The sequence below is a fragment of the Verrucosispora sp. FIM060022 genome (genome assembly GCF_003977705.1).
Classification (GTDB): domain Bacteria; phylum Actinomycetota; class Actinomycetes; order Mycobacteriales; family Micromonosporaceae; genus Micromonospora; species Micromonospora gifhornensis.
This window is the reverse complement of sequence record NZ_RQIV01000001.1, coordinates 826,454-850,003: the sequence shown is the minus strand read 5'-3', so window position 1 is coordinate 850,003 and position 23,550 is coordinate 826,454. Positions and strand designations below refer to the sequence as shown.

General features: G+C 73.1%; 20 protein-coding genes and 2 pseudogenes. 17 read left to right on the top strand and 5 right to left on the bottom strand.

Annotation, left to right across the window (positions count from 1 at the left end; translation table 11 throughout):
- Positions 1 to 25: 25 nt before the first annotated feature.
- From EG812_RS03640 to EG812_RS03630, 3 genes are all read right to left on the bottom strand, one after another.
- Positions 26 to 436: a hypothetical protein gene (locus EG812_RS03640; protein WP_013734512.1), complete on the bottom strand. Its 411-nt coding sequence runs from the start codon at positions 434 to 436 to the stop codon at positions 26 to 28.
- 258 nt (positions 437 to 694) lie between these two features.
- Positions 695 to 1,465 carry a DUF5995 family protein gene (locus tag EG812_RS03635; protein WP_013734513.1) on the bottom strand — a complete coding sequence of 257 codons (771 nt, stop codon included), beginning with the start codon at positions 1,463 to 1,465 and terminating at the stop codon, positions 695 to 697.
- Between the two features lie 105 nt (positions 1,466 to 1,570).
- Positions 1,571 to 4,441 carry a helix-turn-helix transcriptional regulator gene (locus EG812_RS03630; RefSeq protein ID WP_126710739.1) on the bottom strand — a complete coding sequence of 957 codons (2,871 nt, stop codon included), beginning with the start codon at positions 4,439 to 4,441 and terminating at the stop codon, positions 1,571 to 1,573.
- A 191-nt stretch (positions 4,442 to 4,632) separates the two neighbouring features.
- On the opposite strand from EG812_RS03630, the pseudogene EG812_RS29485 reads away from it, so the two are divergent.
- Positions 4,633 to 5,802, top strand: a pseudogene (locus tag EG812_RS29485) (adenylate/guanylate cyclase domain-containing protein); the annotation flags it as partial.
- Positions 5,803 to 6,561: 759 nt separating this feature from the next.
- Here EG812_RS29485 and paaI read toward each other — a convergent pair.
- A pseudogene (paaI, locus tag EG812_RS29480) lies at positions 6,562 to 6,924 on the bottom strand (hydroxyphenylacetyl-CoA thioesterase PaaI); the annotation flags it as partial.
- 214 nt (positions 6,925 to 7,138) lie between these two features.
- Here paaI and EG812_RS03620 point away from each other — a divergent pair.
- Positions 7,139 to 7,987 (top strand): class I SAM-dependent methyltransferase, encoded by an 849-nt coding sequence (locus tag EG812_RS03620; RefSeq protein WP_233579366.1) that lies wholly within the window; start codon positions 7,139 to 7,141, stop codon positions 7,985 to 7,987.
- On the opposite strand, the gene EG812_RS03615 is transcribed toward EG812_RS03620, so the two are convergent.
- Entirely contained in the window at positions 7,956 to 9,173 is a 1,218-nt protein-coding gene (locus EG812_RS03615) for an MFS transporter (RefSeq protein ID WP_013734517.1), read from the bottom strand. The two genes, EG812_RS03620 and EG812_RS03615, sit on opposite strands and share 32 nt — an antisense overlap.
- Positions 9,174 to 9,335: 162 nt before the next feature.
- On the opposite strand from EG812_RS03615, the gene EG812_RS03610 reads away from it, so the two are divergent.
- The 15 genes from EG812_RS03610 to EG812_RS03540 all read left to right on the top strand — a co-directional run bounded on the left by EG812_RS03610 (position 9,336) and on the right by EG812_RS03540 (position 23,547).
- On the top strand, positions 9,336 to 10,316 hold the full coding sequence (locus EG812_RS03610; protein WP_126710737.1) for a LacI family DNA-binding transcriptional regulator: 981 nt from the start codon (positions 9,336 to 9,338) through the stop codon (positions 10,314 to 10,316).
- Between the two features lie 159 nt (positions 10,317 to 10,475).
- Positions 10,476 to 11,357 carry an LppM family (lipo)protein gene (locus EG812_RS03605; RefSeq protein WP_233579365.1) on the top strand — a complete coding sequence of 294 codons (882 nt, stop codon included), beginning with the start codon at positions 10,476 to 10,478 and terminating at the stop codon, positions 11,355 to 11,357.
- Positions 11,358 to 11,442: 85 nt separating this feature from the next.
- Positions 11,443 to 11,778, top strand: coding sequence for a hypothetical protein (locus EG812_RS03600; protein ID WP_126710736.1), 336 nt, complete (start codon positions 11,443 to 11,445; stop codon positions 11,776 to 11,778).
- 13 nt (positions 11,779 to 11,791) lie between these two features.
- The gene (locus EG812_RS03595) at positions 11,792 to 12,400 is read left to right on the top strand and encodes a hypothetical protein (protein ID WP_013734521.1); all 609 of its coding nucleotides are present in this window, start codon (positions 11,792 to 11,794) and stop codon (positions 12,398 to 12,400) included.
- Positions 12,397 to 13,086: a carboxypeptidase-like regulatory domain-containing protein gene (locus EG812_RS03590; protein ID WP_013734522.1), complete on the top strand. Its 690-nt coding sequence runs from the start codon at positions 12,397 to 12,399 to the stop codon at positions 13,084 to 13,086. Before EG812_RS03595 ends, EG812_RS03590 begins: the two co-directional genes overlap by 4 nt.
- A gap of 27 nt (positions 13,087 to 13,113) precedes the next feature.
- Positions 13,114 to 14,364 (top strand): phage tail sheath subtilisin-like domain-containing protein, encoded by a 1,251-nt coding sequence (locus EG812_RS03585; protein ID WP_013734523.1) that lies wholly within the window; start codon positions 13,114 to 13,116, stop codon positions 14,362 to 14,364.
- A gap of 1 nt (position 14,365) precedes the next feature.
- Positions 14,366 to 14,845, top strand: a complete 480-nt coding sequence (locus EG812_RS03580; RefSeq protein WP_013734524.1) for a phage tail protein — start codon at positions 14,366 to 14,368, stop codon at positions 14,843 to 14,845.
- Positions 14,846 to 16,001: 1,156 nt separating this feature from the next.
- Positions 16,002 to 16,274, top strand: coding sequence for a hypothetical protein (locus EG812_RS03575; RefSeq protein ID WP_043721280.1), 273 nt, complete (start codon positions 16,002 to 16,004; stop codon positions 16,272 to 16,274).
- Positions 16,274 to 17,014: a CIS tube protein gene (locus tag EG812_RS03570; protein WP_013734527.1), complete on the top strand. Its 741-nt coding sequence runs from the start codon at positions 16,274 to 16,276 to the stop codon at positions 17,012 to 17,014. The genes EG812_RS03575 and EG812_RS03570 overlap by 1 nt, the downstream gene beginning before the upstream one ends.
- Positions 17,011 to 18,606, top strand: a complete 1,596-nt coding sequence (locus EG812_RS03565; protein WP_126710735.1) for a phage baseplate assembly protein V — start codon at positions 17,011 to 17,013, stop codon at positions 18,604 to 18,606. Before EG812_RS03570 ends, EG812_RS03565 begins: the two co-directional genes overlap by 4 nt.
- A complete protein-coding gene (locus EG812_RS03560) occupies positions 18,606 to 18,944 on the top strand; it encodes a hypothetical protein (RefSeq protein ID WP_126710734.1) in 339 nt (112 codons plus the stop codon). Before EG812_RS03565 ends, EG812_RS03560 begins: the two co-directional genes overlap by 1 nt.
- Positions 18,941 to 19,408, top strand: coding sequence for a GPW/gp25 family protein (locus EG812_RS03555; RefSeq protein WP_013734530.1), 468 nt, complete (start codon positions 18,941 to 18,943; stop codon positions 19,406 to 19,408). The genes EG812_RS03560 and EG812_RS03555 overlap by 4 nt, the downstream gene beginning before the upstream one ends.
- Entirely contained in the window at positions 19,405 to 22,002 is a 2,598-nt protein-coding gene (locus EG812_RS03550) for a putative baseplate assembly protein (RefSeq protein WP_126710733.1), read from the top strand. Before EG812_RS03555 ends, EG812_RS03550 begins: the two co-directional genes overlap by 4 nt.
- Positions 21,983 to 22,627: a phage tail protein gene (locus tag EG812_RS03545; RefSeq protein ID WP_126710732.1), complete on the top strand. Its 645-nt coding sequence runs from the start codon at positions 21,983 to 21,985 to the stop codon at positions 22,625 to 22,627. Before EG812_RS03550 ends, EG812_RS03545 begins: the two co-directional genes overlap by 20 nt.
- Positions 22,624 to 23,547 carry a hypothetical protein gene (locus EG812_RS03540; RefSeq protein ID WP_126710731.1) on the top strand — a complete coding sequence of 308 codons (924 nt, stop codon included), beginning with the start codon at positions 22,624 to 22,626 and terminating at the stop codon, positions 23,545 to 23,547. Before EG812_RS03545 ends, EG812_RS03540 begins: the two co-directional genes overlap by 4 nt.
- Positions 23,548 to 23,550: the final 3 nt, after the last annotated feature.

Below are 23,550 nucleotides of genomic sequence, written 5' to 3'. Positions count from 1 at the left end.
GCCGAACACCACCTCGACAAAACGGTCAAAGCCGGCCGACACCGCCGTCGGGTGCCGCCGCGAGGGCGTGGGCCAGGGCGTCCGGATCAGCGACGGTCACCGTCATCGCAGGGTGGCGCAGCCATCGGCCGGGCAGCAGGGCCGGCACCGGTCGCCCGAAACGGATACAGAGTCCCCGCGCGGTGCTGCTGCCGAAGGTGACACCGACGTCGGCGGCCGACAGGTGCGGGCCGATCGCCCGCCACCAGCGGTACGGGCCGCTCTCCTGGACCCCGGTGACGTTGTCCCGGGTGGTCCGCAGCCGCCAGGGCCCGAAGCGCACCGTGACCTCGTCGGCGTCGACGTCGACCCAGGCCGTCGACGGCCGGACACCGAGCAGGGCCAGCACGGGTCGCCACGGTGGATCGAAGCGGAACTCGAAGCGTCGCCGGCTCATCCGCGGGCTCCCCGGCCGGCACGGTCTCCCGGTCGGGCGGGACGTGCCGGGGCGGAGGGGCGAGGTCGGGGCCGTGCTGCGGGACGGCGCCGGGACACAGCGGTCATGGGTGCGGCGTACCCGCAGGAGGCCGGCCGACACCCCCCGGGCCGGCCGACCCCCTGCTCCCCCCTGGTCCGATCCTGGCGATGCCCCCCGGCTGCCGGACCGCCCCCGCGCCCCGCCCACGGGCCGGGCGCGGGGACCCCCCGTCCCCGGCTACTGCAGAAACGCCCCCAGGGGCGAGAGCAGCAACCGACCGAGCGCCGCGGCCGTTTCGTCGAGCCGCTTACGCTCGCGTTCGTGTAGGTGCGGGTCGTGCCGGCACCGCCAGACCCGCTGTGCGTTGCGCCAGGCGACGTCGCGCGTGTATCCGATCAGTTCGCCCTGGTACCAGTCGTCGATCTCCCCGTTGAGCATGTCGATGAGCAGCTGCCACCGCTCCAGGTAGCCCCGGCGCAGACCGGGGATCTTGTCCGCGAAGATCTTGTTGATCTCCAGGTAGTCGCGGTGCTGGTCACTTCCGTCGACCGGCTCGGACTCCAGGTGGGCGAAGGTGGTGACCAGCGCGAACGGCAGGTCGAAGTTGATGTGCGCGTTGACTCCGGCCGCCGCCGAGGGCAGCGGCCGGGCGTCCGGGCCGCGCATCCGCTCGAACAGACAGGACCAGGCCTTGGGCGTGCCCGGGCTGGAGTCGGTCCACAGCCGCAGCGCGTCGAAGTAGCGGGCGGCGAACTCCACATCCAGTCGGGACAGGAAGGCCGGGTCGACGAACCGGTCGGCGTACAGGCCGTCCAGCACGCTCGTGGTGATGGTCAGGTACAGCTTGTTGAAGTCGGCCAGCGGGCAACTCTCCAGCAGCGGAGGCAGCCGGACCAGCATGTCCTGCAGCTTGGTCAGGTGGTCGACCACCGCCGGCACGTCCGTCGGGTGGTCGGCGAGCAGGTCGACGATGTCCCCGTGTATCGGCCCCCAGACCCGCTCGCTCATGTCGTCCTCCACGCTGATCGTCGCCGCCGCCGTGCCCTTGCGGCGCCGGGCTCAGCCTTTCAGGAGGGCCCCCGCACGACATCAGTAGAACTACCTATCCGACACCTACGCCTGACTACGTAGGAAGATGGCACTGGCCTGGACCCGGGTACGTACCTGAAGCTTGTCGAAGATGTGCGACACGTGGACGCCGATGGTCCGTTCGCTGATGTACAACCGCTGGCCGATCTCCCGGTTGGTCAACCCCTCGGCCACCGCGGCCAGGACCTCACGCTCGCGGGCGGTCAGCGCGGCGAGTTCCGCGCCACCGTCACCGTCCGGCTCGCGTGCCCCCAGCGGGCCGGCGTCCTCCAGCGTCACCCGGGCACGACCGGCGAGGGTACGGATCTCCTCGGTCAACGGCACCGCGCCGAGCCCCTGGGTCGTCTGGTACGCCTGCCGCAGCAGCTTGCCCGCCGTGGCGGTACGCCGCCGACGCGCCAGCAACGCCTCCGCCTGACGCAGTCGGGAGTACGCCGCCGGATACGGATGGTTGCGGTGGTCCCACTCCGCGGCGGCCCGCGCCCACAGGTCCGGATCGGTCACGTCGAGCCGGCTCACCTCGGCGGCGCAGAGCGCCAGATAGCCGTCGACCACGTCGCGTACCGGCTGGGCCGCGCGCACACTCTTCTCGGCCACCCGGTCGACGATCTGCCGCAACCGGCGCACCGCGTTGTCGTCGACGGGGGTGCGGCTGGCCTTCGCCTCCGCCTCGGCACGCAGACCGTGCCAGACCAGCACCGCGACGATGACCAGGTCGTCGGAGCGGGTCTCGGTCAACCCCCGCTGCACCGCGTGCCGGGCCACGTCGTGGCGGCCCTGCCACATGGCCAACCCGGCCCGCAGGGTGAGCAGCGGAATCACGTGCCGGGCACCACCACCGGCCAGCATGGTGGCCACCGCGTCGAGGTCCCGGTCGGCCGCCTCGATGTCGCCGTAGCCCACCGAGAGGCGGCACCGGGCCAGCAGCAGCTCGACCGCGTCGGTGCCGGAGGGGCGATGCCGCAGCGCCGCCGCCACCACCTTCTCCGCCTCGGCCCACTGCCCGACCCGGAACAGACCGTTCGTGGCGATCGCCAGCAACCGGGTCTCGTAGCTGCGACCGAGCCCCAGCTCGGCCACCCGCTCGGCGCCCCGGCGGGCCACCACCACCCCCTCCTCCATGCGGTTCAACGGCCCGGTGAGCAGCTCGGCCAGGTGCAGGTAGGCCAGCGCGACGTCTTCGGGCCGGCCGGCGCGTTCGGCGGTCGCCAGCGCGCGACGCAGCACGGCCAGCCCGGCGTCCGGATCCTGGCGGTACGCCTCGGAGAAGCCCAATGCCATGCTGGCCAGCACCACCTCCGTGGTGGCGTCCTCGGCCTGTTCGGCCAGGCTCAGCGCCTCCTTGGCCCACTGGCCGGCGTCGGCGTACCGGCCCAGCTGCAGCAGCAGCTCGGCCAGGTGCGCGGCGGCTGTGGCCCGCTGTCGGGAGCTGCAGTCCGCCGCGTCGAGGGCGCGTTGGTACTCCGCCTCGGCCAACGCCGAGCGGCCGGCCGCCGCCAGGTAGCGGGCCCGGCGGATGTGCAGCTCACAGGCCGTCTGATCGACGTCGATGGCGGCCAGCTTCTCTAGCAGGGCCAGCGCACGGGCGTACTCGCCGCAGTGGTGGGCGGCCTCGGCCGCATGCCTGAGCAGCGTCGCCCGCTCCGCGTCGGGCAGCCCTTCGGCCAGCTCCACCGCGACCGACCAGTGCCGGTGCGCCTCCGCGTAGCCGTACAGCCGCTCCGCCTCCTGCGCGGCGGCCACCGCCGCCGGCAGCGCCCGCTGCGGTTCGCCGGCCAGCCGCCAGTGGTGGGCCAGCCGGGCCTGGTGCAACTCCCCCGGCGCGGCGGTCAACGCCTCGGCGTAACGGCGGTGCAGCAGGGCCCGCTCGGCGGGCAGCAGCTCGTCCTCCAGCACCTCGGCGACGAGTCGGTGCCGCAGCCGGTAGCCGTCGTGGGAGCTGACCACCAGCCGGTGGGCCACGGTCGCCCGGATCGCGTCCAGCAGGTCCTGTTCGGGTAGTCCGACCACCTGGGCGAGCAGCCAGTGCTCGACCGGCTCCACCCCGGCGGCCACCGCGTGCACGACCCGGTGCGCCGGCTGCGGCAACGCGTCCACCCGGGCCAGGAAGACCTCGCGCAGGGTGTCGGAGAGCCCGTCACGGCCGTCCCGCAGATCCCGGGCGAGCTCCTCGACGACGAACGGGTTGCCGCCGCTGCGCTGACACAACCGCTCGACCGCCTCGGGAGGCAGCGGCCGGCCCACCACCGCGGCGGCGAGCTGCTCGGCGGCGGCCCGGTCCAGCGGGGCGAGGTCGAGCACCTGCACCGAGCGCAGTCGACGCAGCTCGGTGAGCACCCGGCGCAGCGGATGCGCCCCCTGCAGGGACTCCGAACGCACCGCCGCGAGCACCGACAGCTGAAGGTCGCCGAGGCCGGCCAGCAGATACAGCAGTAGTTGCCGGGTCGTCCGGTCGACCCATTGCAGGTCGTCGAGGACCAGCACCACGGGCCGGCCGCCGGCGATCACGCTCAACCCCCGGGCGACGCGCTCCAACAGCGCGCCCGCGCCGTCCGGGCTCGCCGCGTCCTCGGCGAACATCGCCAGCAGCGCGCGGACCGAGGCGGCGGCGGCCGGAGGCAGGTCGACGTCGAGACGACGCAACGCCTGCCGCAGCGGATGCAGGGGTGAGGCGTCGCCGATGTCCAGACAGGAGCCGGTGAGCACCAGCGCACCCGCGTCGCCCAGCCGTTGGCCGAGCTCGCGGAGCAGTCGGGTCTTGCCCACCCCGCTCTCACCGGTGAGGAAAACGGCAGCCGTGCTTCCCGGCGCCACATCGTCGAGCAGCGCGGCGCGCGCCGTCGCCACCAGGTCGGCCCGACCGACGAGCGGTGTGCTGTCCACGTCGCTGGCCATGGCTCGCAGCCTAGTCACAGCCGCCCTTCCCGTTCTACCGCCGCCGCACCCCTGTCCCCCACCTCGCGTCGACATTGCGACCAACCGGTTGCGCCCGGCCGACATACGTCGTTCTGCCGATCCGCCGGTCAGACCTGCGGTGACAGTCTCCCCGCAACGTCGACCCACGCGGGGAGAGGCGGGTGCGTCCGATGCCAATGTCCACCATCGTCCGTGCTTACGGACCGACCAGCCGATTGCGCTGGTCGGTGACCGAACAGCGACGGACCGTCACCGTGCTCTTCGTCGACATCGTCGGGTCGACCCGGCTGGTCGACCGACTCGACCCGGAGGATGTCCGGGCCCTGCAACGTGTCTACTTCGGCACCGTCGCCCGGGTACTGCGCCGCTGGGACGGGGCGGTGGAGAAGTACGTCGGCGACGCCGTGATGGCTCTGTTCGGCGCGCGCACCGGTGACGGGTGGCAGGCGTACCGGGCGGTGCGGGCCGGCCTGGAGATCCAGCGGGCGCTCGACCGTCGTACCCCCACCCTGGCCCCCGGGCTGCGGGTGCGGGTCGGGGTCGCCACCGGCGAGGCGGTGGTGGACCTCGGGATGGGGCACGACGGCGGGCACGGCGTGGCCAGCGGCGCGGTCATCACGCTGGCCGCCCGGTTGCAGGGGTACGCGCCGCACGGCGGGGTGGCGCTCTGCGCGGCCACGCACCGCGCCGTCGCCGGCCTGATCGCCCAGCAGCCGATGCCGGCGGTGACGGTGGCCGGCAAGGACGTGCCGATCGACATCTGGCTGGCCACCGGCACGCTGCGTCCGGAACTGCCCCCGGCCGGCAGCCCGCTGCTCGGTCGACGTCGCGAGCTGGCCGTCGCCCGCGAACGCCTGACCGAGGCGGTACGCGGAACCGGTCCACGGCGGCTACTGCTGACCGGGCCGCGCGGGGCGGGCCGCAGCCGGTTGCTCCGCGAACTGATCCGCAGCACTTCCACAGTGAAGGGTGCCGCGGTGCGCTGGTGCGTGACGGCCTGCCCGCCGTACCCGGACGGTCCGCTGACTCCGCTGGTGGACCTGCTGCGCGGGCTTGCCGGGGTCCGCGACACCGACGACGCCGCGACGGTACGCCGCCGCCTGTCCGCCGCCCTGCACGGACAGGTGTCGGCGCAGTGCCTGGCGGCGACGACAGCTGCGGTGACCGGTGCGCCCGGCGTCACCGGCGTCCGAGCCGCGGCCTGCTGGCGGGAGGTGCTGCTGAGCCTGGCCCGGCGGCAACCGGTGGTGGTGGCCGTCGACGATCTCGACCGGGCCGCGCCGGCGCTGCGTCACCAACTGAACCTGCTGCTCGACCAGGCCACGGCCGACGGCCTGCCGCTGGCGCTGGTCGCGACCGGGACCGACGAGGTCGCCGGATGGGCCTCGGTGCCGTTGCGTCCACTCGACGCGGTGACCACCGGCCGGTTGCTGCACCGGCTGCTGCGCCGAGCCGGACGGCCGATCTCGCTGGTACGGCACCTGATCCCGCTCGTCGGCGGCAACCCCGGATACGCCAGGGCGTACGTGGACGCGCTCGACGGCGACGCGCCAGCCCCTCCCCCGGTGCCGGAGAGCGTGCGCCGGATCGTCGACGCCCGGCTGGACCGTCTCGACGATCCGTTGCGGGTCGCCCTGATGGCCGCGACCGCCTCGCCCCGCTGCTCGGCGACGCAACTGGCCCGCATGGTGGGCTGGTCGACGGAGCAGGCGGAACGGGCGCTGGCCGACCTGACCGGGGCGGGTCTGCTCGTGGCGCTGCCGACCGGCGGGCACCGGTTCGCCGATCCGGTGCTGGGCCAGGTCGCCGCCGCCCGGCTGACCCGCGCCCTGCAGGCCGCATTCGCCCGCCGGGCCAACCTCGCCACGGTGGCCAACCGGACCGGCATCCCCGGGGAAGCCGGTCGGGCGGGCATCGCCGGGGAAGCCGGTCGGGCCGGTATCGCCACCGGGACCGGCCAGGCGGGCGGTGCGGCGGAAGCCGGCCGGCCGGAAGGGCGTGCGGCGGGGCGGGTTCGGGCCGGTGGGTCAGCCTCGGCGGCCGGCGGCCGCTCCGGCGCTGGACTGCTCCGACGGGTCGGGTCGGGCCGGGCCCGGGCGCAGGGATCGGCTGTGGCCCCGGAACTCGGCCACCACCTGCCCGTCCTCGCGGGTCACCGTGACGTCGTAGATCCCGCTGCGCCCGTACCGGGTGCGTTCGGTGGCGCGGGCGAGCAGCAGGTCACCCTCGTGCGCCGGACGGACGAAGGTGATCTCGCCACCGGCGGCGACGGTCACCGGCCCGTGGCTGTTGCAGGCGAGCGCGAAGGCGGTGTCGGCGAGCAGGAACACGAAGCCGCCGTGGGCGATGCGATGTCCGTTGACCATCTCGGCGGTGATCCGCATGCGGGCCACCGCGGCACCGTCCGCAGCCGTGATCAACTCGATGCCGAGCCGGTTCGAGGCCACGTCGGCGTCGAACATCTCGTGCGCGGCGGTGCGCTGCGGTTCCACCTGACTCCTGAGGCCGTGCGGTCGGGCGGGCCCCGCCCTCGGGCGACCATGTTATCGCCGGTGGCAGGGGCCGTCGGCATCCGCCGACGGCCCCAGGATCATCGCCCCGCCATTCTCTCTCTATTGCAAATCCTTGGCAACAACTCTGGACAGAGTCCGTGAGATGTAAGTAGCGTGTCCGGCCATGAGCACTTACATCTCCGATATCGACGCCTGGCAGGAGAGCTGGGACCGACAGCAGGAGGCGTACCTGCCGGATCGGGAGCAGCGCTTCGCCGCCATGCTCGACGCGGTCGACGCCATCCGCGACACCGCGCCGCCCCGGTTGCTCGACCTGGCCGGGGGCACCGGCACCATCTCACTGCGCGCGCTGCGCCGCTTTCCCGACGCCGAACTGACCCTTGTCGATCTCGACCCCGCCCTGCTCGCCCTCGCCACCGCCACGCTCGGTGACCGGGCCAGCATCGTCACCGCCGATCTCGGCCGCCCCGACTGGCACACCGCGCTGCCCCACCGGCACTACGACGCGGTGCTCACCGCCACCGCGCTGCACTGGCTGCCGGCCGAGCGGTTGGCCGATCTCTACGCCGAGGTGCGTGACCTGCTGCGCCCCGGCGGCCTGCTGGTCAACGCCGACCACATGCCCGACGACGGCCTGCCGGGGCTGACCGGGCGGCTGCTGGCCCGGGCGCGACAACGCCGCACGGCCCGGCACGCCGCCGGCGCCGCCCTGTCCTGGTCGCAGTTGGTGGCAGCAGGCCGAGCAGGACGAGACGTTGGGCCCGCTCGTACGCCAGCGCCAGGCGATCTACCCGACCGGCCACAGCCCGGAGTGGAATCCGCCCGCCTCCTGGCACCTTGCCGCCCTCTCCGCCGCCGGCTTCACCGAGGTCGGCACCCTCTGGCGCGCCGGCCCCGACGCCGCCGTGGTCGCCGTCCGGTGACCGACCGATCCTGGTACGAAAGCGCTTGGAGCGGCGGTTTCGTACCAGGATCTCGACTCAGCGGGCTGGGGGGCGGGCGGCGGGGATGAGGGCGAGGGTGGGAATCAGGAGGATGGGGACGATCAGCAGGGCGCGTAGCGTGCCCACCTGGTCGCCGAGCAGGCCGAGCAGGGGTGGCCCGGCGAGGAACGCGGTGTAGCCGATCACCGCCACGACGCTGACCCGTACGTGGGCGTGCTCCTCCTCGTCGGCGGCGGCGCTCATGCCGACCGGGAAACCGAGCGAGGCCCCCAGGCCCCACAGCAGCACACCGACGACCGCGACCGGACCGGAGCCGGCGAGCACCGCCAGACCGGCCCCGACGATGGCGAGCACCATGGTGACGCCCAGCACCGGCCCCCTCCCCCACCGGTCCAACGCCACGGTGCCGACGGTGCGACCCACCGTCATGCCGACGACGAAGAGGCCGAAGACCGCCGCGCCGGCCGCCTCGCTGAAGCCGTACCCGTCGATGAAGGCCACCGCGAGCCAGTCGTTGGCGCTGCCCTCGGCGAAGGCCACGGCCAGCACCAGCAGGCCGATGAGCAGGGTGCGGGGCTCCCGCCAGGCGGCGAGCAGGCGTCGACGTCGGTCCGCCGGGGTGCTGGGCTGCGCGTCGGGCTCGGCGGCCAGGAACGCCCGCGCGCCGAGGAGGGTGCCGGCCAGCACCAGCGCGGCCAGGACGGTGAGGTGCAGGGCGATCGACACACCCAGCCGGGCGGCGCCCGCACCGATGCCGGCACCGGCCACCCCGCCGAGACTCCACGCGGCGTGGAAGCGGGGCAGCACCGTACGCCCGAGCCGCCGTTCCACGGCCGCGCCCTCGATGTTCATCGCGACATCGCAACTGCCCGAGCCGTAACCGATGGCGAACAGGCCCAGCGCCACTCCGGCCAGTGAATCGAGCACGCTTGCCGACACCCCGGCGACGGTCAGCCCGACCGCCAGGATCAGCGTGGACACCACCACCGCGCGGGCCGTACCGAGCCGCTGGGTGACCAGGCCGGCGGTGGGCATGGCGATGATCGCGCCGATGGACATGGCCAGCAGGAGCAGCCCGAGGCGCCCGGGGGTCAGGTCGAGGCCGTCGCGGACCGCCGGCACCCGGGCGAACCAGGTGGCCACGGCCAGCCCGTTGAGCGCGAACACCACCGCCACGCCGTTGCGGGCGGCCAACACGGTACGGGAGGGGCCCGAACTGACCGGCGCGGCCGTGGGGATGGCGCTGGGATCCACCTGTTCGCGTTCCTCTCCTGGTGCCGACCTTCGCCACGATCCCACACCTGGGAGCGCTACCAGCACAATCCTCCCCGGTCCTTACCGCCGGGCCCTCCCGCGAGGCATGATGCGCTCGGACGCCCGCACGAGGCGCGCAGGACAGGCAACGGGGAGCACATCATGACGACGGTACGACGGCACGCCACCCTGGAGGATGTCGCCCGGGCGGCCGGGGTGTCCCGGTCGACGGCCTCGCGGGTCCTCGCCGAGAGCGGATTCGCGTCACCGATCGCCCGGGAGCGGGTGCGTGACGCCGCCGACCGGCTCGGCTACGTGCCCAACGCAGCGGCTCGGGCGCTGGTGCGGGGTGCCGGCGTACGCCTGCTGGTGGCGGTCGCGGGCACCTCGCCGACGGTGCTCGACGACAGCTACCTCGACCAGGTGGTCAGCACCACCGCGCAGGTCTGCGCCCCGTACGGGCTCGGGGTGACGGTGGCGTGGGTGCCACTGGACCAGCCGGGACAGCTCGCCCGGCTGGCCGACGATCGCGCGGTGGCCGGCCTGGTGCTGGTCAACACCACCGAAGCCCTGCTCGATGTGGTGCCGCGCCGGCTCTACGGGCGGACCGCCTCGATCGGGATCGGCTCGACAGCCGTACCGTCGGTGGACATCGACAACGGCGGCGGCACCAGCGCGATCGTCCGTCACCTGTACACCGCCGGGCGTCGACGGATCGCGATGGTGACCGGCCCGGCCTGGCTGGCCTGTTCCCGCCGCTCCGTGGAGGCGTACCGAGGGCTGCTGCGTGAGGCCGGGCTGCCGGTTCGGGAGGTGGCCGGGGACTTCAGCGCGGCGCGCGGCCGGTCGGCCGCCCGGGAGATGCTGCACCGCTGGCCGGACACCGACGCGATCGTCGGGATCAGCGACGCGACCGCGCTGGGCGTGATCGACCAGTTGCGCGCCGACGGGGTACGGGTGCCCGCCGACGTCGCGGTGACCGGGTTCGACGACATCCCGCTGGCCTCGGTGACCGCGCTGACCACGGCGAGCCACCCGGTACGGCGGATCGCCGCCGCAGCGGCGACCATGGTGCTGGAGGAGCGTACGGCACCACCGATGACCATGTTCCCCTCGTCGCTGGTGCTGCGGGAGAGCGCGTAGCTGCCCTGATCAAGATGCGCAGGCGGCCAACCCTTCAGAATATCCATCCGCACCATTTCCAGCCTCGGCTGAATGTGACTGACCATCGGTAAGATCGGCGACTTGCTTATGACTGATCGCTGACTGATGGGTCGGACGGAAAGCGCACACACTGTGCCCATGAGAAGTGGGTCCGGGCGCATCAAGACACTCCACGGTGTGGTGTGCCTCGTCCTGCTGGCGGCCCTTTCCGGCTGTATGCAACTCAACATCGGGCTCACCGTCAAGGCCGACGACACGGTCAGCGGGCAGCTCCTGCTGACCGCCGAGCGCAAGGTCCTGACCTTGAACAACAAGACTGTCGAGCAGGGCTTCGCCGACCTTCGGCAGAACATTCCCGCGCTGCCGCCCGGCCCCGAGACCCCGTACGCGACCGACACCCACTTCGGTTTTCAGATCAACTACCAGAATATGCCTCTCGATCAATTCGACAGCGAGAGCCTGCGCATCGTCCGGGCGAACGACCGCTACGTCTTCACCCTGCCGCTCGATCCGAAGAAGTACGGCGGAAAAGTGGCCGAGCAGGACCCGGAAAATCAAGCCAGATTCATGTTGTTGATGTCCTTCGAGATCGCCGTGACCTTCCCCGGCCGCGTCCTCGACGTCAACGCCGGCGGCCAGGTCAACGACCGGACGGTGACCTGGCGGGTAAACCCCAACGAACCCAAGCCGGTCGAACTACGTGCCGTGGCCGAGGCGCCACCCCGACCGCCTGCCGCCGCCGCGGACACCGACGCCGCCGGTGGGCCGCCGTGGCTGCTCATCACCGCCGGTGCGGTGGTCCTGCTGCTCGTCGCCCTGCTGGTCGTCCTGCTGCTGCGCCGACCCCGCACGGCCGGCGTCTCGACCACGGCCGGCGACGGCAGTGGGGCCGGCGAGGTGACCACGACCACCGACGGCGGTGGGGCCGGTGACGCCACCACGACCGTCGAACCCACTGACGGCACCGCCATTGCGGCCGCGCCGCGCACCACGATTCCCGGCTCGCCGGGTGCCGGCTGACCTGGCCGGCCGCCGCCCGCCCGAACAAGGCGGACGACATCCTCCTCCCCACCCCGCACCATCGCGCATCGAAGGGAGATCGGCCATGAACGATCTCTTCACCTGGGCCGCGCTGGGCAGCCTCACCGGCGCGAGCGCCGCGACCCTGCTCACCACAAACGTCATCGGCGGCCTGATCGGCCCCAGCGCCGACACGGCGCGCAAGTGGATCGCGCTGGGCATCGCGCTCGCGCTGTCGTACCTCACCGCGGCCTTCGCCACCGACGCGGGCTCGGAGAAGTGGATCATCGCGTTCTTCAACGGCCTGGTCATCTTCTCCGCCGCGCTCGGCATCAACCAGTTGCCGCCCGGCAACCGGCAGGCGACGCCGATCCAACTGGCGCAGGGCAACGAGCCCCGCTTCGTCCGCTCCTGGGCCTGAACGGAGCAGCGTCATGGTCTTCGGCATCATCAGCGCCGCCGTCCACGTCGCCGCCGGCGCGGTGCTCGGTCAACTCGTCGGCGGCCCGATCGGGCTGCTCGTCGGCGCGGTCCTCGGCCTGCTGGTCGGTGGCGTCTTCGGCTGGGCGATCACCTCGGCCCAGGTCTACGGACCCGATGCGCGAGGGGTGTTCCTGTTCGTGGTCGACCACACCTGGAGCCTGCTGAACACCCTGGTCGGCGCGCTCTACCTCGCCGTACACCTGCTGTTCGGTCATTCTCTGGACCGTGCCACCTCCCAGCACAGCTGCCGGGTCAACGTGCTGGAGGGGGTCTCCCCCCGGTACGCCACCACGCTCGGCACCGTCTGCGCCGGCTCCGGTCCGGGCATCCAACGGCACGAGGACGTGCACGTCTTCCAGGCCCGCCTGCTCGGGCCGCTCTACATCCCGCTGGTCGTGGCCAACTACGTGCTGTTCACCATCGCGCCGGTGTGGCTGCTCTACCACGACCACGCGGGCGCGCCGATCAACCGGTTCACCCGGTACTTCGAGATCGGCGTCTACCCGCACGTGTGGAACGAGGCCATCGCGTACCGCATCCAGGGGACACCACCGCGATGAGCGGCCCCGGGCCGATCGAGGGCGCCACCGCCGACCTGGCGGCGTGGCTGGCCGGGGCGGCAGGCGCCGCCGTTCCGGTCGGCCCGCCCGGGCCGGACACTGATCCGGGCGGGTTGACCCTCTGGCCGCTGGAACTGCGGCCGGTCCGGCAGACCCGGGGCAGCGGCGCAGCCGAGCCCTACCGGTTCACCGTCCGCTACCTGCTCGCCGTGGGCGGACCGGACGCCCTCGCGGCGCTGGACCGGGTGCTCGTCGCCGCCACCACCACGGGCACCCGCACGCTCACCCTGGAGGCCGGTGACCCGACACTGTGGACGGCATTCGGCACGCCGCCCCGACCGGCGCTGCTGATCGACGTGCCCGTCCAGATCACCCCCGCGCAGCAGCCGGCCGCGCCGGTCCTGCACCCGCTGCGGCTACGACAACTGGACATGCTGACCTTCGACGGTCGGGTCGTCGGCCCGGCCGAGCAGCCGCTCGCGGCCATGCGGGTCGAGGTCGTCGGTCAGGCGTACGCGACCCGCACCGATCCGGCCGGCCGGTTCCGCATCGTCGGCGTACCACACGATCCCGAGCAGCCCGGCCCGGTACGACTCCGGCTCACCGGCCGGGGTCAGGTGCTCACCGCCGAGGTCGATCCGACCGAGCCCGACATCGTCATCGTCTGCGCCCCACCGGCCCACTGACCCACCGACCCGATTCCGGGAGGACCGATGCCCACCTACTTCTCACCCGGCATCTACGTCGAGGAGGTGCCCGGTGCCGCCCGACCGATCGGACCGGCCGGTACCAGCACCGCCGCCTTCGTCGGTGTCGCGCCCGACCGCACCGCGCACCTCGGCGAGGCCCTCGCCGTGAACAACTGGACCGACTTCCTGCGCCTGTACGCCGACGGCGACGACTTCGAGAGCACCCCGCTGGCCCGGGCCGTCTTCGGTTTCCTGGACAACGGCGGCACCCGCTGCTGGGTGGTCAACGTCGGGGAGGGCGGCTCGGTCACCGGCACCGGCCGCAAACGCGCCGGCCTCGACCTGCTGGAGGCGGTCGACGAGATCTCCATCGTGGCCACGCCGGGCTTCCACGATCCGGTCTCCCACGAGGCGCTGCTGAGCCTGGCCGAACGCACTCGTTCCATGGTCGCCATCTGCGACCCGCCACCGGACATCGACGACATCTCCACCCTGACCCGGGTCGCCACGCCCGGCTCGACCCGCCCGGCCAAGCCCGCCGACACCGCCGACCCGGACACCCCCGGCTCCGGTGGGTCAGGGGGCGGATCGGGTGGTGGCGGCCCGGTGTCGTACCGGCCCCGGCAGTCGGACTACGGTGCCCTCTACTACCCCTGGCTGCGGGTGCGCGATCCGCTCTCCGGTGACCTGGTGCTCACCCCGCCGAGCGGGCACGTGGCCGGCATCTGGGCCCGCACCGACGCCCTGCGCGGCGTGCACAAGGCACCGGCCAACGAGCCGGTACGCGGCGCGGTCGACCTGGGCCACCTGGTCACCCGGGCCGAGCACGACGTGCTCAACCCCAAGGGTGTGAACGTCATCCGCTACTTTCCCGGCGAGGGCATCCGAGTCTGGGGCGCGCGTACCCTCGCGGCCGAGGCCAGCGAGTGGCGCTACCTGAACGTACGCCGGCTCTCCATCTCCATCGAACAGGCCATCGCCAACGGCACCCGCTGGATGGTGTTCGAGCCGAACGACTTCACCCTGTGGCGCTCGATCCGCCGCGACATCGGCGCCTTCCTGACCCGGGTGTGGCGCGACGGCGCACTGCTGGGCCGTACGCCCGAGGAGGCGTTCTTCGTCAAGTGCGACGAGGAGACCAACCCGGCCGACGTCCGCGACGCCGGCATGGTGGTCGCCCACATCGGCATCGCCGTGGTGAAGCCGGCCGAATTCGTGGTGTTCAAGCTGAGCCAGTGGGCCGGCGGCACCGAGACCGAGACGATTGGAGGCTGACATGCCGACCACGGCCACACCACAGCCGGGCGCCCCGGTCGACCCGTACCGCGCGTACAACTTCAAGCTGCTGGTCAACGGCGTCACCAACGGTCACTTCACCGAGGTCAGCGGCCTGGAGGTGAACATCCCGGCGGTGGCGTACCGGGAGCAGGGCAACGACCGGATCCGGATGATCCCCGGCCAGGTCGAGTACGGCCCGGTCACCCTGCACTTCGGCCTCACCTCGTCGCGGGAGTTGTGGGACTGGGTGCACGCGGTCGCCCGCGGCACGGTGAACCGCCGCAACGTCTCGGTGGTGCTGCTCGACGCCGCCGGCACCGCGGAGGTGCTGCGCTGGAACCTGATCAACGCATGGCCGACGAACTGGCGCGGCGCGCACCTCAACACTCTCAGCCAGGAGATCGCCATCGCAGCGCTGACCCTGCGCTACGAGAGCCTGGAACTGGAGGCCGGCGGTGCCGCGCCGACGACCGCTTAGCCGACTGGCCGACCTGCTCCGGTCCGCGGCACAGGCCGTGGACCGCGTCGCCGACCCTCCGGCAACCTCCCCGGTCACCGGCTCGGCAGCCGACGCCACCGCTCTCCCCCGACGTCCGGGCCACCCACCGGAGCACTGGCTGCGAGTGGTCGAGGCACACGCCCCCGGCCTGCTGCACGACCTCCCGCTCGACGGCCCGCCGCCGGCCACCGCAGCGCCTGACCACGGCGGGCCGGACCACGGCGGGCCGGACCACAGCGACGCTGCCGTCTCACTCCACGCCCCGACCACTGCGGACGAAGGCCTGCCCGCGGCGCCCGGTCATACCCCCACCGACCCCTTTGCTCTGCGTCAACCGACGCAACGGCCACTGTCCGAATACCGGACGCCGGGCGTTGCGTGGAGTGAAGCAGAGCAAAGGGGGGTGGGTGAGGTTCCTCGGGGCGCTGCGGCGCCGCACGAGTTGGCGCAGACTGCCGTGAGACCGGGCGAGTCGCCGCAGGCCGTCGTGGGGCCGGGCGGGGCCGGGCAGGTGGTGCCGGACCGCATCGATACGACGGCGCCACGAGACGGTGCGGCGGTTTCGACGTACGGCGCTGCCAGCAGCGCAGCGGCCGACGGGCCGCGCCCTGCCGACGAGGACGATGAGGACACGGCCGCACCTCGGCGGCTCGGCGGGCCGGTTGCCGGCGGGTCACGCTCGACATCACGGCTGCCCGCCTCGGGTCGACGGGTGAGGCCGGCGGGGCGGCTGTCGTCGAACCGGGCTCAGTTACGTGACGCCGGGCAGCCAGACGCTGTTCCGGTGCCGGGGCAAGGTGGACCTGATAGGTGGGGCGGCGGCCCGGCCCGGGACGATCGCTGGCTCCGGGCGGTCGATGCCGGTCACACCGCCGACGACACGCACCCGGCAGCCAGTGGACCCCCGACCGGGTACGGATCCACCCGCCCCACGGCTGACTACGAGGCCGACCGCGCACCCGTGTCCGGACACCCACGGCGACCTACCGACGGGCACGGATACCCAGGACAGCCCACCGACGGTCCCGCGCCCAGCAGCCGAGTCATCGGCGGGCACGAGTTGATCAGCCGGCCGACCAACGGATACGAGCGCACCGGCAGTCCTACGGTCCGGTACCGGCCCGGCGGTCGAGCCGTGGCCGGGGACGGGTTGTGGCCCGGCGGTGGAATACCGGCCGGTGTCGACCAGACAAGCGACGGCAAGCAGTTCACCGGTGGCGAGTGGGCCGGTGGTGGTGCGGGGCGGTGGCCGGACCTCGACCCGTCGGGGCGGTCGGACCGGCGGTGGCGGGTCGACGGGCCGTGGCCGAGGCTGCCTGACGATGCTCCCCTCTGGTCGGTGCCCGACGCCTCGGGTGACGACGGCGCGCACCGGCGTCGGCTCGACCGGGAACAGGCGGGTGACTGATGGAACGGGTGGCCTTCCTCATCGACGCCACGGGTGAGCGGATCGACTGTCTGCTCAACCCGGAGAGTGTCGAGGTGACCCGGCTCGCCGGGGTGCGTCATCGGGGCAGCGCGGGCACCCAGCTCACCGGGGCCGGGCGGGCCGACGATCCGTTGGTCTTCACCGGTGGTGGGCGTACCGAACTCGTTCTTGATCTGCTGTTCGACACCGATTTTGCCGAGGGTCAGGTGCGTCCCGCCGACGTCCGGGAACTGACCCGGCCGTTGTGGCTGCTCGCGGAGAACTCGGCGATGGAGCACGGCTGGGTGCGGCCGCCGCTGGTCCGGCTGGTGTGGGGCAAGACCTGGAACGTGCCGGGGGTGATCGTCGCCGTCGCGGAACGGTTCGACGCGTTCACCGCCACCGGGTCACCGCGCCGGTCCTGGTTGCGGCTCAAGCTGGTCCGGGTCACCGAGGACGCCGACCGGGCCCGGGAGGGCTTCGCCGAGGAACTCGCCGCCGCGCAGACCCCGGCCGTCGCGCCGGGCACGGCCGTGGTCGCCGCCGGCGACGGCAGCGGTGCCGTCGACTCCTCCGGCGTACGCTTCGACCTGCTCGCCCACGACGCGCTGGGTTCGCCGCTGCGCTGGCGGTTGCTTGCCGAACACAACCGGATCACCGACCCGCTCGCGGTGCCCGCCGGTACCGCCCTGGCCGTGCCACCGCTGCCCGAGACCAGCTCTGCCGGGGGCGGGCGGTGACCGGCGTCGGGCCTCGGGCGCTGATCGTGCTGCTCGACGGCGTCGCGCTGGCCGAGGCGCTGACCGGTCAGCTGCGTACGGTCCGGGTGGCCGCCCGGCTGAACCGTCCCACCCAGTGCGAGGCGGTGCTGGCCGCCGGGCCCGGCACGGCGGCCCTGAGCACCCCGGTGCGGCTCGGCGTGAGCCTGGAGGTGCGGCTCGACGGTCAACCGGAGACGCTGTTCCGGGGTGAGGTCACCGCCGTCGAGGTCGAGTACGCCGCCGACGGCGCCGCCACGCTCCGGGTCCGCGCGTACGATCCGCTGCACCGGCTGCGCAAACGGCAACGGTTGCGGGTCTTCGAGTCGGTCACCGTCGCCGAACTGGCCGGTGACCTCTGCGCCGACCTGGGGCTGCGCGTCGACGCACAGTGCGACGGGCCACGGTTGGAGCGGCTGGCGCACCACCGGGCCAGCGATCTCGACCTGCTGCTGGCGGTGGCCGGCCGGGCCGGGTTGCACCTGACAGTGCAGGACGACGTGCTGCGGCTGGTGACCTTGCAGGGTGACGGCGACCCGATCCCCCTCGAACTCGGCCACCACGTACACGGTCTGCGGCTGTCGGTCAACGCCGACACCGCCGCGGGCGAGAGCACGGCGTTGGGCTGGCACCCGCAGCGCGCCGAACCGATCGCGCAGAGCGCCGGCACACCCCGCTGCGGACGTCGTACGCCTGTCGAGCCGGACCCGGCCGATGTCGGCGCGGACGGTGCCCGCACCGCGCTGGACCAGCCGGGCCGCAGCGACGACGAGATCGCCGCGCTGGCCCAGGCCCGCCTGGACGTCCGGGCCGCCGCCCTGGTCACCGCCGAGGGTACGGCCGAAGGCGATGCGGCGCTGCGGCCCGGCCGCCGGGTACGCCTGACCGGGGTCGCCGAGGCGGTGGCGGGCACCTACGTCCTCACCGAGGTGGTGCACACCCTCGACGCCGACGGACACCTGACCCGCTTCTCCACCGTCCCACCGCCGGCCCCGCCGGCCGGGCCACCTGCGCCGGCGGTGGTCACCCTGGGCACGGTCACCGACGTGGCGGATCCCGACGGGCTGGGCCGGGTCCGGGTGGAGCTGCCCGCCTACGGCGGTGCGGACGCCGGCTGGCTCGGTGTGCTCTGCCCGGGGGCGGGCCGGGGCAAGGGACTGGTGGCGCTGCCCGATCCACAGGACAGCGTGCTGGTGGCGCTGCCCGGTGGTGAACCCGCCTCCGGCATCGTCCTCGGGTCGCTGTTCGGCGCGGTCGAGCCGTACGACGCAGGGATCGACGACGGTCGGGCCCGGCGCTGGTCGCTGCGGACCGCCGGCGGGCAGCAGGTCGTCATCGACGACGTGGCCCGCAGTCTGCGGTTGAGCACCGACGCCGGCAGTTGGCTGGAGTTGACCCCCGACCTGGCCACCCTGCACGCCGCCACCGACCTGGTGCTCTCCGCCCCGGGCCGGGCCATGGTGGTGCGGGCCCGCAGCGTCGACTTCCTGCACGCCGAGACGGTCGAGGACCCGGACACCGCCGCCGAGCGGGCCCGCACCCTCGCCCGCGCCCACCACGAAGGAGGCGGCTGATGCGCTGGATCCACCGCGACTCGGTGATCAGGTGCGACCACGACGGCCGGGTCCGCAACCAGGCCTCGCAGCAGTGGGTGACGATCGCCGGTGTCCCGACACTGGTGGCCGACGACCCGAAGGGACGGACGATCGTCGCCTGCCCCAACTACGGCACCACTGTGAAACCCTGCACGACGACCGAAGCGGTGCGGGTCGGCTACAGCAGTTGGGTACGCGTCGATGGTCGACAGGTCGTGCTGTCGCACCTCGAGGGATTCACCAACGGCAGCCCACCCGGCCAGTTCACCTACCGGGTGCGCGATCCCCGGCAGCGGTTCGTGGCGGCCGACCGATGAGGGCGATCAGGTTCGTCGGTGCCGGCTTCGACCCGGGTCGCAGCGGCGGGCTCGGACTGACCGCGGCCGGCGGGCTGGCCATGACCGACGGCGACGAGACCGTACGCCAGGCGCTGTTCCTGCTGCTGTCCACCACCCCGGGTGAGCGGCTGATGCGGCCCGGCTACGGCTCCCGGCTGCACCGGCTGGTCTTCGCGCCGAACGACGACACCACCGCCGGCCTGGCCATCCACTACGTACGGGCGGCCATCGCCCGCTGGGAGCCGCGCATCGACGTGCTCGACGTCGATGCCGGTCCGGATCCGGACGACGCGTGGCGGCTGGTGATCCGGCTGGACTACCGGATCCGGGCCAGCCTCACGCCGGGCCAGCTGGTCTTCTCCGTCGACCTGCTGCCCGCCGACGACGAACCGGCCGCCGGGCCACCGGCCGGGCCCGGCACCGACGCTGAGGAGGCGCGATGACCCTACCCGTGCCGCACCTGGACGACCGCAGCTTCCTCGACCTGGTCACCGAGGCCCGCGAGCGGATCCAGCAGTCCTGTCCGGGCTGGACCGACCTGTCCGCGCACGACCCCGGCATCGCCCTGCTGGAGGCGTTCGCACACCTCACCGAGGTGATGATCTACCGGCTGAACCAGTTGCCGGAGAAGGCGTACGTCGCCTTCCTGAACCTGCTCGGGGTGAGCCGACACGCGCCGAGCGCCGCCTGGGCGGACGTGGTGTTCACCCGGACCGGGTCGGACGACGCGCCGCTGCGGATCCCGGCCGGTACCCGGGTGGCCGCCGCCCGGGGCGCGGACCCGAGGCCGGTCGTCTTCGTCACCTGTGAACCGGCGTCGCTGGCCGCCGGGCAGCGCGAGGTGACCGTCCGGATGCACCACTGCGAGTTGGTCGAGGCGGAACTGCTGGGGGTCGGCACCGGAGCGCCGGGGCAGGTGCTGCACGCGGCCCGGGCGCCGCTGGCGCGTACCGCCGAGGTGTTGGATCTGCTGCTCGGTGTCGAGGTGCCGGCGGGGTCGGTGGAGCTGGGCGCGGCGGCCCGGGAACACGAGGGCCGCACCTTCGAGATCTGGCGGCCGGTGGACAGCTTCGCCGGCCTCGGCCCGCAGGACAAGGCGTACCTGATCGACAGGTGCTCGGGAAGCGTCACCTTCGCCCCGGCGCTGGACCTGCGGACCACCGACGCGGGGTCGCTGCGCTTCGGCGACGGCCCGGTCGCGGCGGTGCCACCGGCCGGACGGCAGGTGCGGCTGTGGTATCGCGCCGGTGGCGGACCGACCGGCAACGTGGCGGCGGGCACGCTGACCAGCCTGCGCGACCCGCTGCCCGGGGTGAAGGTGGTCAACCCGCTGCCGGCGGTCGGTGGCCGGGAGATGGAGAGCATGGAGTCGGTGCTGCTGCGCGGCCCGTACGCCTTCTTCGCGCAGCAGCGTGCGGTGACCGCCCGTGACTTCGAGGTGCTGGCCACCGCCGCCAGCGGGGTGGCCCGGGCCCGGGCGTTCACCCGCGCCGCCGTCTACAGCTTCGCCCGCCCGGGTGAGGTGGAGACGGTGCTGGTGCCGTACGTGCCGACGCAGGCGCGGCCGGGTGGCGGGCTGCCGGTGGAGGTGTTGCGCGAGCACGAGGTGGAGGAGACCCGCCTGCGGGTCGAGGCGGATCTCGGTCGACGCCGCTCGTTGGGCACCACCTGCCGGGCCAGTTGGGCCCGGTACAAGGCGGTGTCGATCCGGGCCCGGGTGGTGGTCCGCCGGGAGGAGGACGTCGACGCGGTGCGCCGACGCATCCACGACCGGCTGCACCAGACGCTGAGCCCGCTGCCGACCGCGCTCAACCCGACCGGTTGGGCGTTCGGCGAGCCGCTGCGGGCATCGAACGTGTACCGGCTGCTGGAGCATGCCGAGCCGGGGGTGCGCTACGTCGAGTCGGTGCGGTTCGTGGTGGACGAGGCACCGGACAACCAGGTGCGTACGTTGGCCGCCGACGAATACCAGGCGAACACCTGGTACGCGGGCAGCGCCGAGGTGCTGTTCCGCTCCACCAACGCCGGTGCCGGCTGGGAACCGGTCGGCCGCTTCGACGCCGAGACCGTGCAGCGGGTGGCGCCCGCTCCTGCCCCGGTCCGACCCGGCATCGTGTCCCGCCCCGGCTCGGTGGCGGTGGCCACCGTACGCGCCGGTGGTGGTTCGCGGGTGCACCTGAGCACCGATCTGGGGGAAACCTGGTCGCTGCTGGCCGACCTGGAGGCACGGATCAGCGACCTGGCCTGGATCGACCGGGACGGCGCGGGTGCGCTGCTGGTCGCCACCGACTCCGGCCTGTACGAGGTGTCCCTGCTGCCCGGCGCGGTGCCGTTGCAGATCCTGGTCGACCCGGCCGACGCCGACCGGGGCTTCTACGCGGTACGCGCGTTCGTCTCCGAACGCGGTGCCCAGGGGGTGGCGGTGGCGGCACAGGCCGGTTTCGGGGTGTACCTGTCGGCGAACGCCGGACGCCCGGGCAGCTTCGCCCACGTGGGTCTGGCCAACGTGGACAACCGGGTGCTCGCCGTGCAGTACGACGGCCCGGCCACCCTGTTGTGGAGCGGCGCCGGCGAGCCGGACCCGAAGAAGTCGGGGCAGGGCTGCTTCCGCGCCCGGCTGTTCGAGTCGGACGTGAAGTGGCAGGCCATGCAGGCGGGCTGGATCGGCGGGACCTGCCGGGACCTGGCCTTCAACGCCACCGTCGCGCTGGCGGCCACCCAGAGCGGCGGGGTGCTGCGGCTGGACACCCTGGCCGGGCAACCGCAGTGGGCGTCGGTGTCGGTCAACTGCGGGCTGCCGCTGCGGGACCGTACCCGGTTCATGCCTGTCGACGCGGTCGCCGCGGCCTCCGGTGGACAGCGGCTGGTGCTGGCCGGGGGCGAACGCGGCGTGTTCCGCAGCACCGACGCGGTCGACTGGTCGGCCAGCGCGAACCAGGCCACCGCCGACGTGGTGACCGTTCCGGACACCTGGCTGCTCTGCTCGGGTGAGCACGACATTGAGGTGGTGCGCCACGATGCGGCGAGCGGGCATTGAGCGGCTGCTGCCCGCGGCGTACCAGCGGGCCTGCGTGCCGGGCAGCGTGCTGTGGGCGCTGCTGGAGGTGATGGAAGGGCTGCACGCCCCCGACGAGGCGGTACTGGCCGAGGTCGACGCCCTGTTCGCGCCGTACCGAGCACCCGGGGAGATGGTGGCGTACCTGGCTCGGTGGGTGGCGATGGACCACCTGGTCGCCGCGCCCCGGCGGGACGCGCCGCTGCCGCTGCCGTTGAGCCGGCTGCGGGACCTGGTGGCGCACGGCGCCCACCTGGCGGCCTGGCGGGGCACCCCGGACGGGCTGCGTACCGTGCTGGAGCTGGCCACCGGCGTCACCGGTTTCGTCCTCGACGAACCGCCCGACCGGCCGTTCCACCTGGTGGTCCGGGTGCCGGCGGCCGTCGCCGACCAGGTGGCGCTGATCGGCCGCATCGTCGAGGCGGAGAAGCCGGCCGCGGTCACCGCCGAGGTGATCGTCGACTCCGCCCCAGTCGTCGAGCCCGCTCCGGCGGACCGGGCGGTCGGCCGGGCCAGCGTCCCGTCCGGTCCGGCTGTCACTGAACCGGCCGCCGTCCATCCCACCGTCGCTGACCCTGTCGATCCCGCTCCGGAGGAACCGTCATGACCACCGAATGGACAGTCGTCGCCGCCGCCGAACAGTTCACCCTGGACGCCCGCAACGCCGGCGAGTTGACCTTCACCGTCTCCAACCCGGGACTGGCACCGGACACTGTGGTGTTCGACGTGGCACCCGGCGAGGGCTCGCAGCGTGCCTGGTTCACCGTCACCGAACCGCAGCGGACGGTGCCCCCGCAGGGCTCGGTGTCGTTCCTGGTCCGCCTGGCCGTGCCACCCGGAACCCCACCCCGACGGTACGACATGACCGGGTTCGCCTACTCGGCGAACACCGCGCCGGAGGAGAGCTCCCGCTCCAGCGGCCGGGTCACCTACGAGGTGCGGGCGGTGGCGCCGCCGAAGCGTACGCCCTGGCCCTGGATCGCCGCCGCGGCGGCGCTGGTGCTCCTCGTCTCGGCCACGGTCGTGTTCCTGGTGACCCGTGGCGAGGATCCACCACCATCGCCGCCACGGGTGGTGACCATCGAGGCGGAGACCCTGGTGCCCACCGCCCAGGTCGGCTCACCGTCGAACTCTGCCGCGAGTGTGGTGGCGCAGGGAAACTGCTGCCAGGTGGCCTGGTCGCAGGACGCCCAGTTGTTCTTCCTCGGCCGGGCGATCAACGACCGGGTGACCGTACGCGTGGAACTGCCCGCCGAGGCGACCTGGCAGTTCTCCGCCGTGCTGACCACCGCACCCGACTACGCCAACACCGTCTTCCTGATCGACGGCCGGCAGGTCGGTGATCCGTTCATCGGCTTCACCCCGAAGGTGCAGATCACCGACTGGCTCGACGTGGCCCGCGTCCACCTGAGCGCCGGCCCTCACGACATCACCCTGGTCGCGATCGGCAAGACCCAGAGCACCGACAGCTACTTCGCCGGCATCGACACCCTCCGCTTCACCGAACTCCCCCCACCCCACCTCTAACCC

What these genes read in the sequence shown, in the direction of transcription:
- EG812_RS03640 (WP_013734512.1), bottom strand. Translation starts at nt 436, where the DNA reads ATGAGCCGGCGACGCTTCGAGTTCCGCTTCGATCCACCGTGGCGACCC.
- EG812_RS03635 (WP_013734513.1), bottom strand. Translation starts at nt 1,465, where the DNA reads ATGAGCGAGCGGGTCTGGGGGCCGATACACGGGGACATCGTCGACCTG.
- EG812_RS03630 (WP_126710739.1), bottom strand. Translation starts at nt 4,441, where the DNA reads ATGGCCAGCGACGTGGACAGCACACCGCTCGTCGGTCGGGCCGACCTG.
- EG812_RS03620 (WP_233579366.1), top strand. Translation starts at nt 7,139, where the DNA reads ATGAGCACTTACATCTCCGATATCGACGCCTGGCAGGAGAGCTGGGAC.
- EG812_RS03610 (WP_126710737.1), top strand. Translation starts at nt 9,336, where the DNA reads ATGACGACGGTACGACGGCACGCCACCCTGGAGGATGTCGCCCGGGCG.
- EG812_RS03605 (WP_233579365.1), top strand. Translation starts at nt 10,476, where the DNA reads ATGAGAAGTGGGTCCGGGCGCATCAAGACACTCCACGGTGTGGTGTGC.
- EG812_RS03600 (WP_126710736.1), top strand. Translation starts at nt 11,443, where the DNA reads ATGAACGATCTCTTCACCTGGGCCGCGCTGGGCAGCCTCACCGGCGCG.
- EG812_RS03595 (WP_013734521.1), top strand. Translation starts at nt 11,792, where the DNA reads ATGGTCTTCGGCATCATCAGCGCCGCCGTCCACGTCGCCGCCGGCGCG.
- EG812_RS03590 (WP_013734522.1), top strand. Translation starts at nt 12,397, where the DNA reads ATGAGCGGCCCCGGGCCGATCGAGGGCGCCACCGCCGACCTGGCGGCG.
- EG812_RS03585 (WP_013734523.1), top strand. Translation starts at nt 13,114, where the DNA reads ATGCCCACCTACTTCTCACCCGGCATCTACGTCGAGGAGGTGCCCGGT.
- EG812_RS03580 (WP_013734524.1), top strand. Translation starts at nt 14,366, where the DNA reads ATGCCGACCACGGCCACACCACAGCCGGGCGCCCCGGTCGACCCGTAC.
- EG812_RS03570 (WP_013734527.1), top strand. Translation starts at nt 16,274, where the DNA reads ATGGAACGGGTGGCCTTCCTCATCGACGCCACGGGTGAGCGGATCGAC.
- EG812_RS03560 (WP_126710734.1), top strand. Translation starts at nt 18,606, where the DNA reads ATGCGCTGGATCCACCGCGACTCGGTGATCAGGTGCGACCACGACGGC.
- EG812_RS03555 (WP_013734530.1), top strand. Translation starts at nt 18,941, where the DNA reads ATGAGGGCGATCAGGTTCGTCGGTGCCGGCTTCGACCCGGGTCGCAGC.
- EG812_RS03550 (WP_126710733.1), top strand. Translation starts at nt 19,405, where the DNA reads ATGACCCTACCCGTGCCGCACCTGGACGACCGCAGCTTCCTCGACCTG.
- EG812_RS03545 (WP_126710732.1), top strand. Translation starts at nt 21,983, where the DNA reads ATGCGGCGAGCGGGCATTGAGCGGCTGCTGCCCGCGGCGTACCAGCGG.
- EG812_RS03540 (WP_126710731.1), top strand. Translation starts at nt 22,624, where the DNA reads ATGACCACCGAATGGACAGTCGTCGCCGCCGCCGAACAGTTCACCCTG.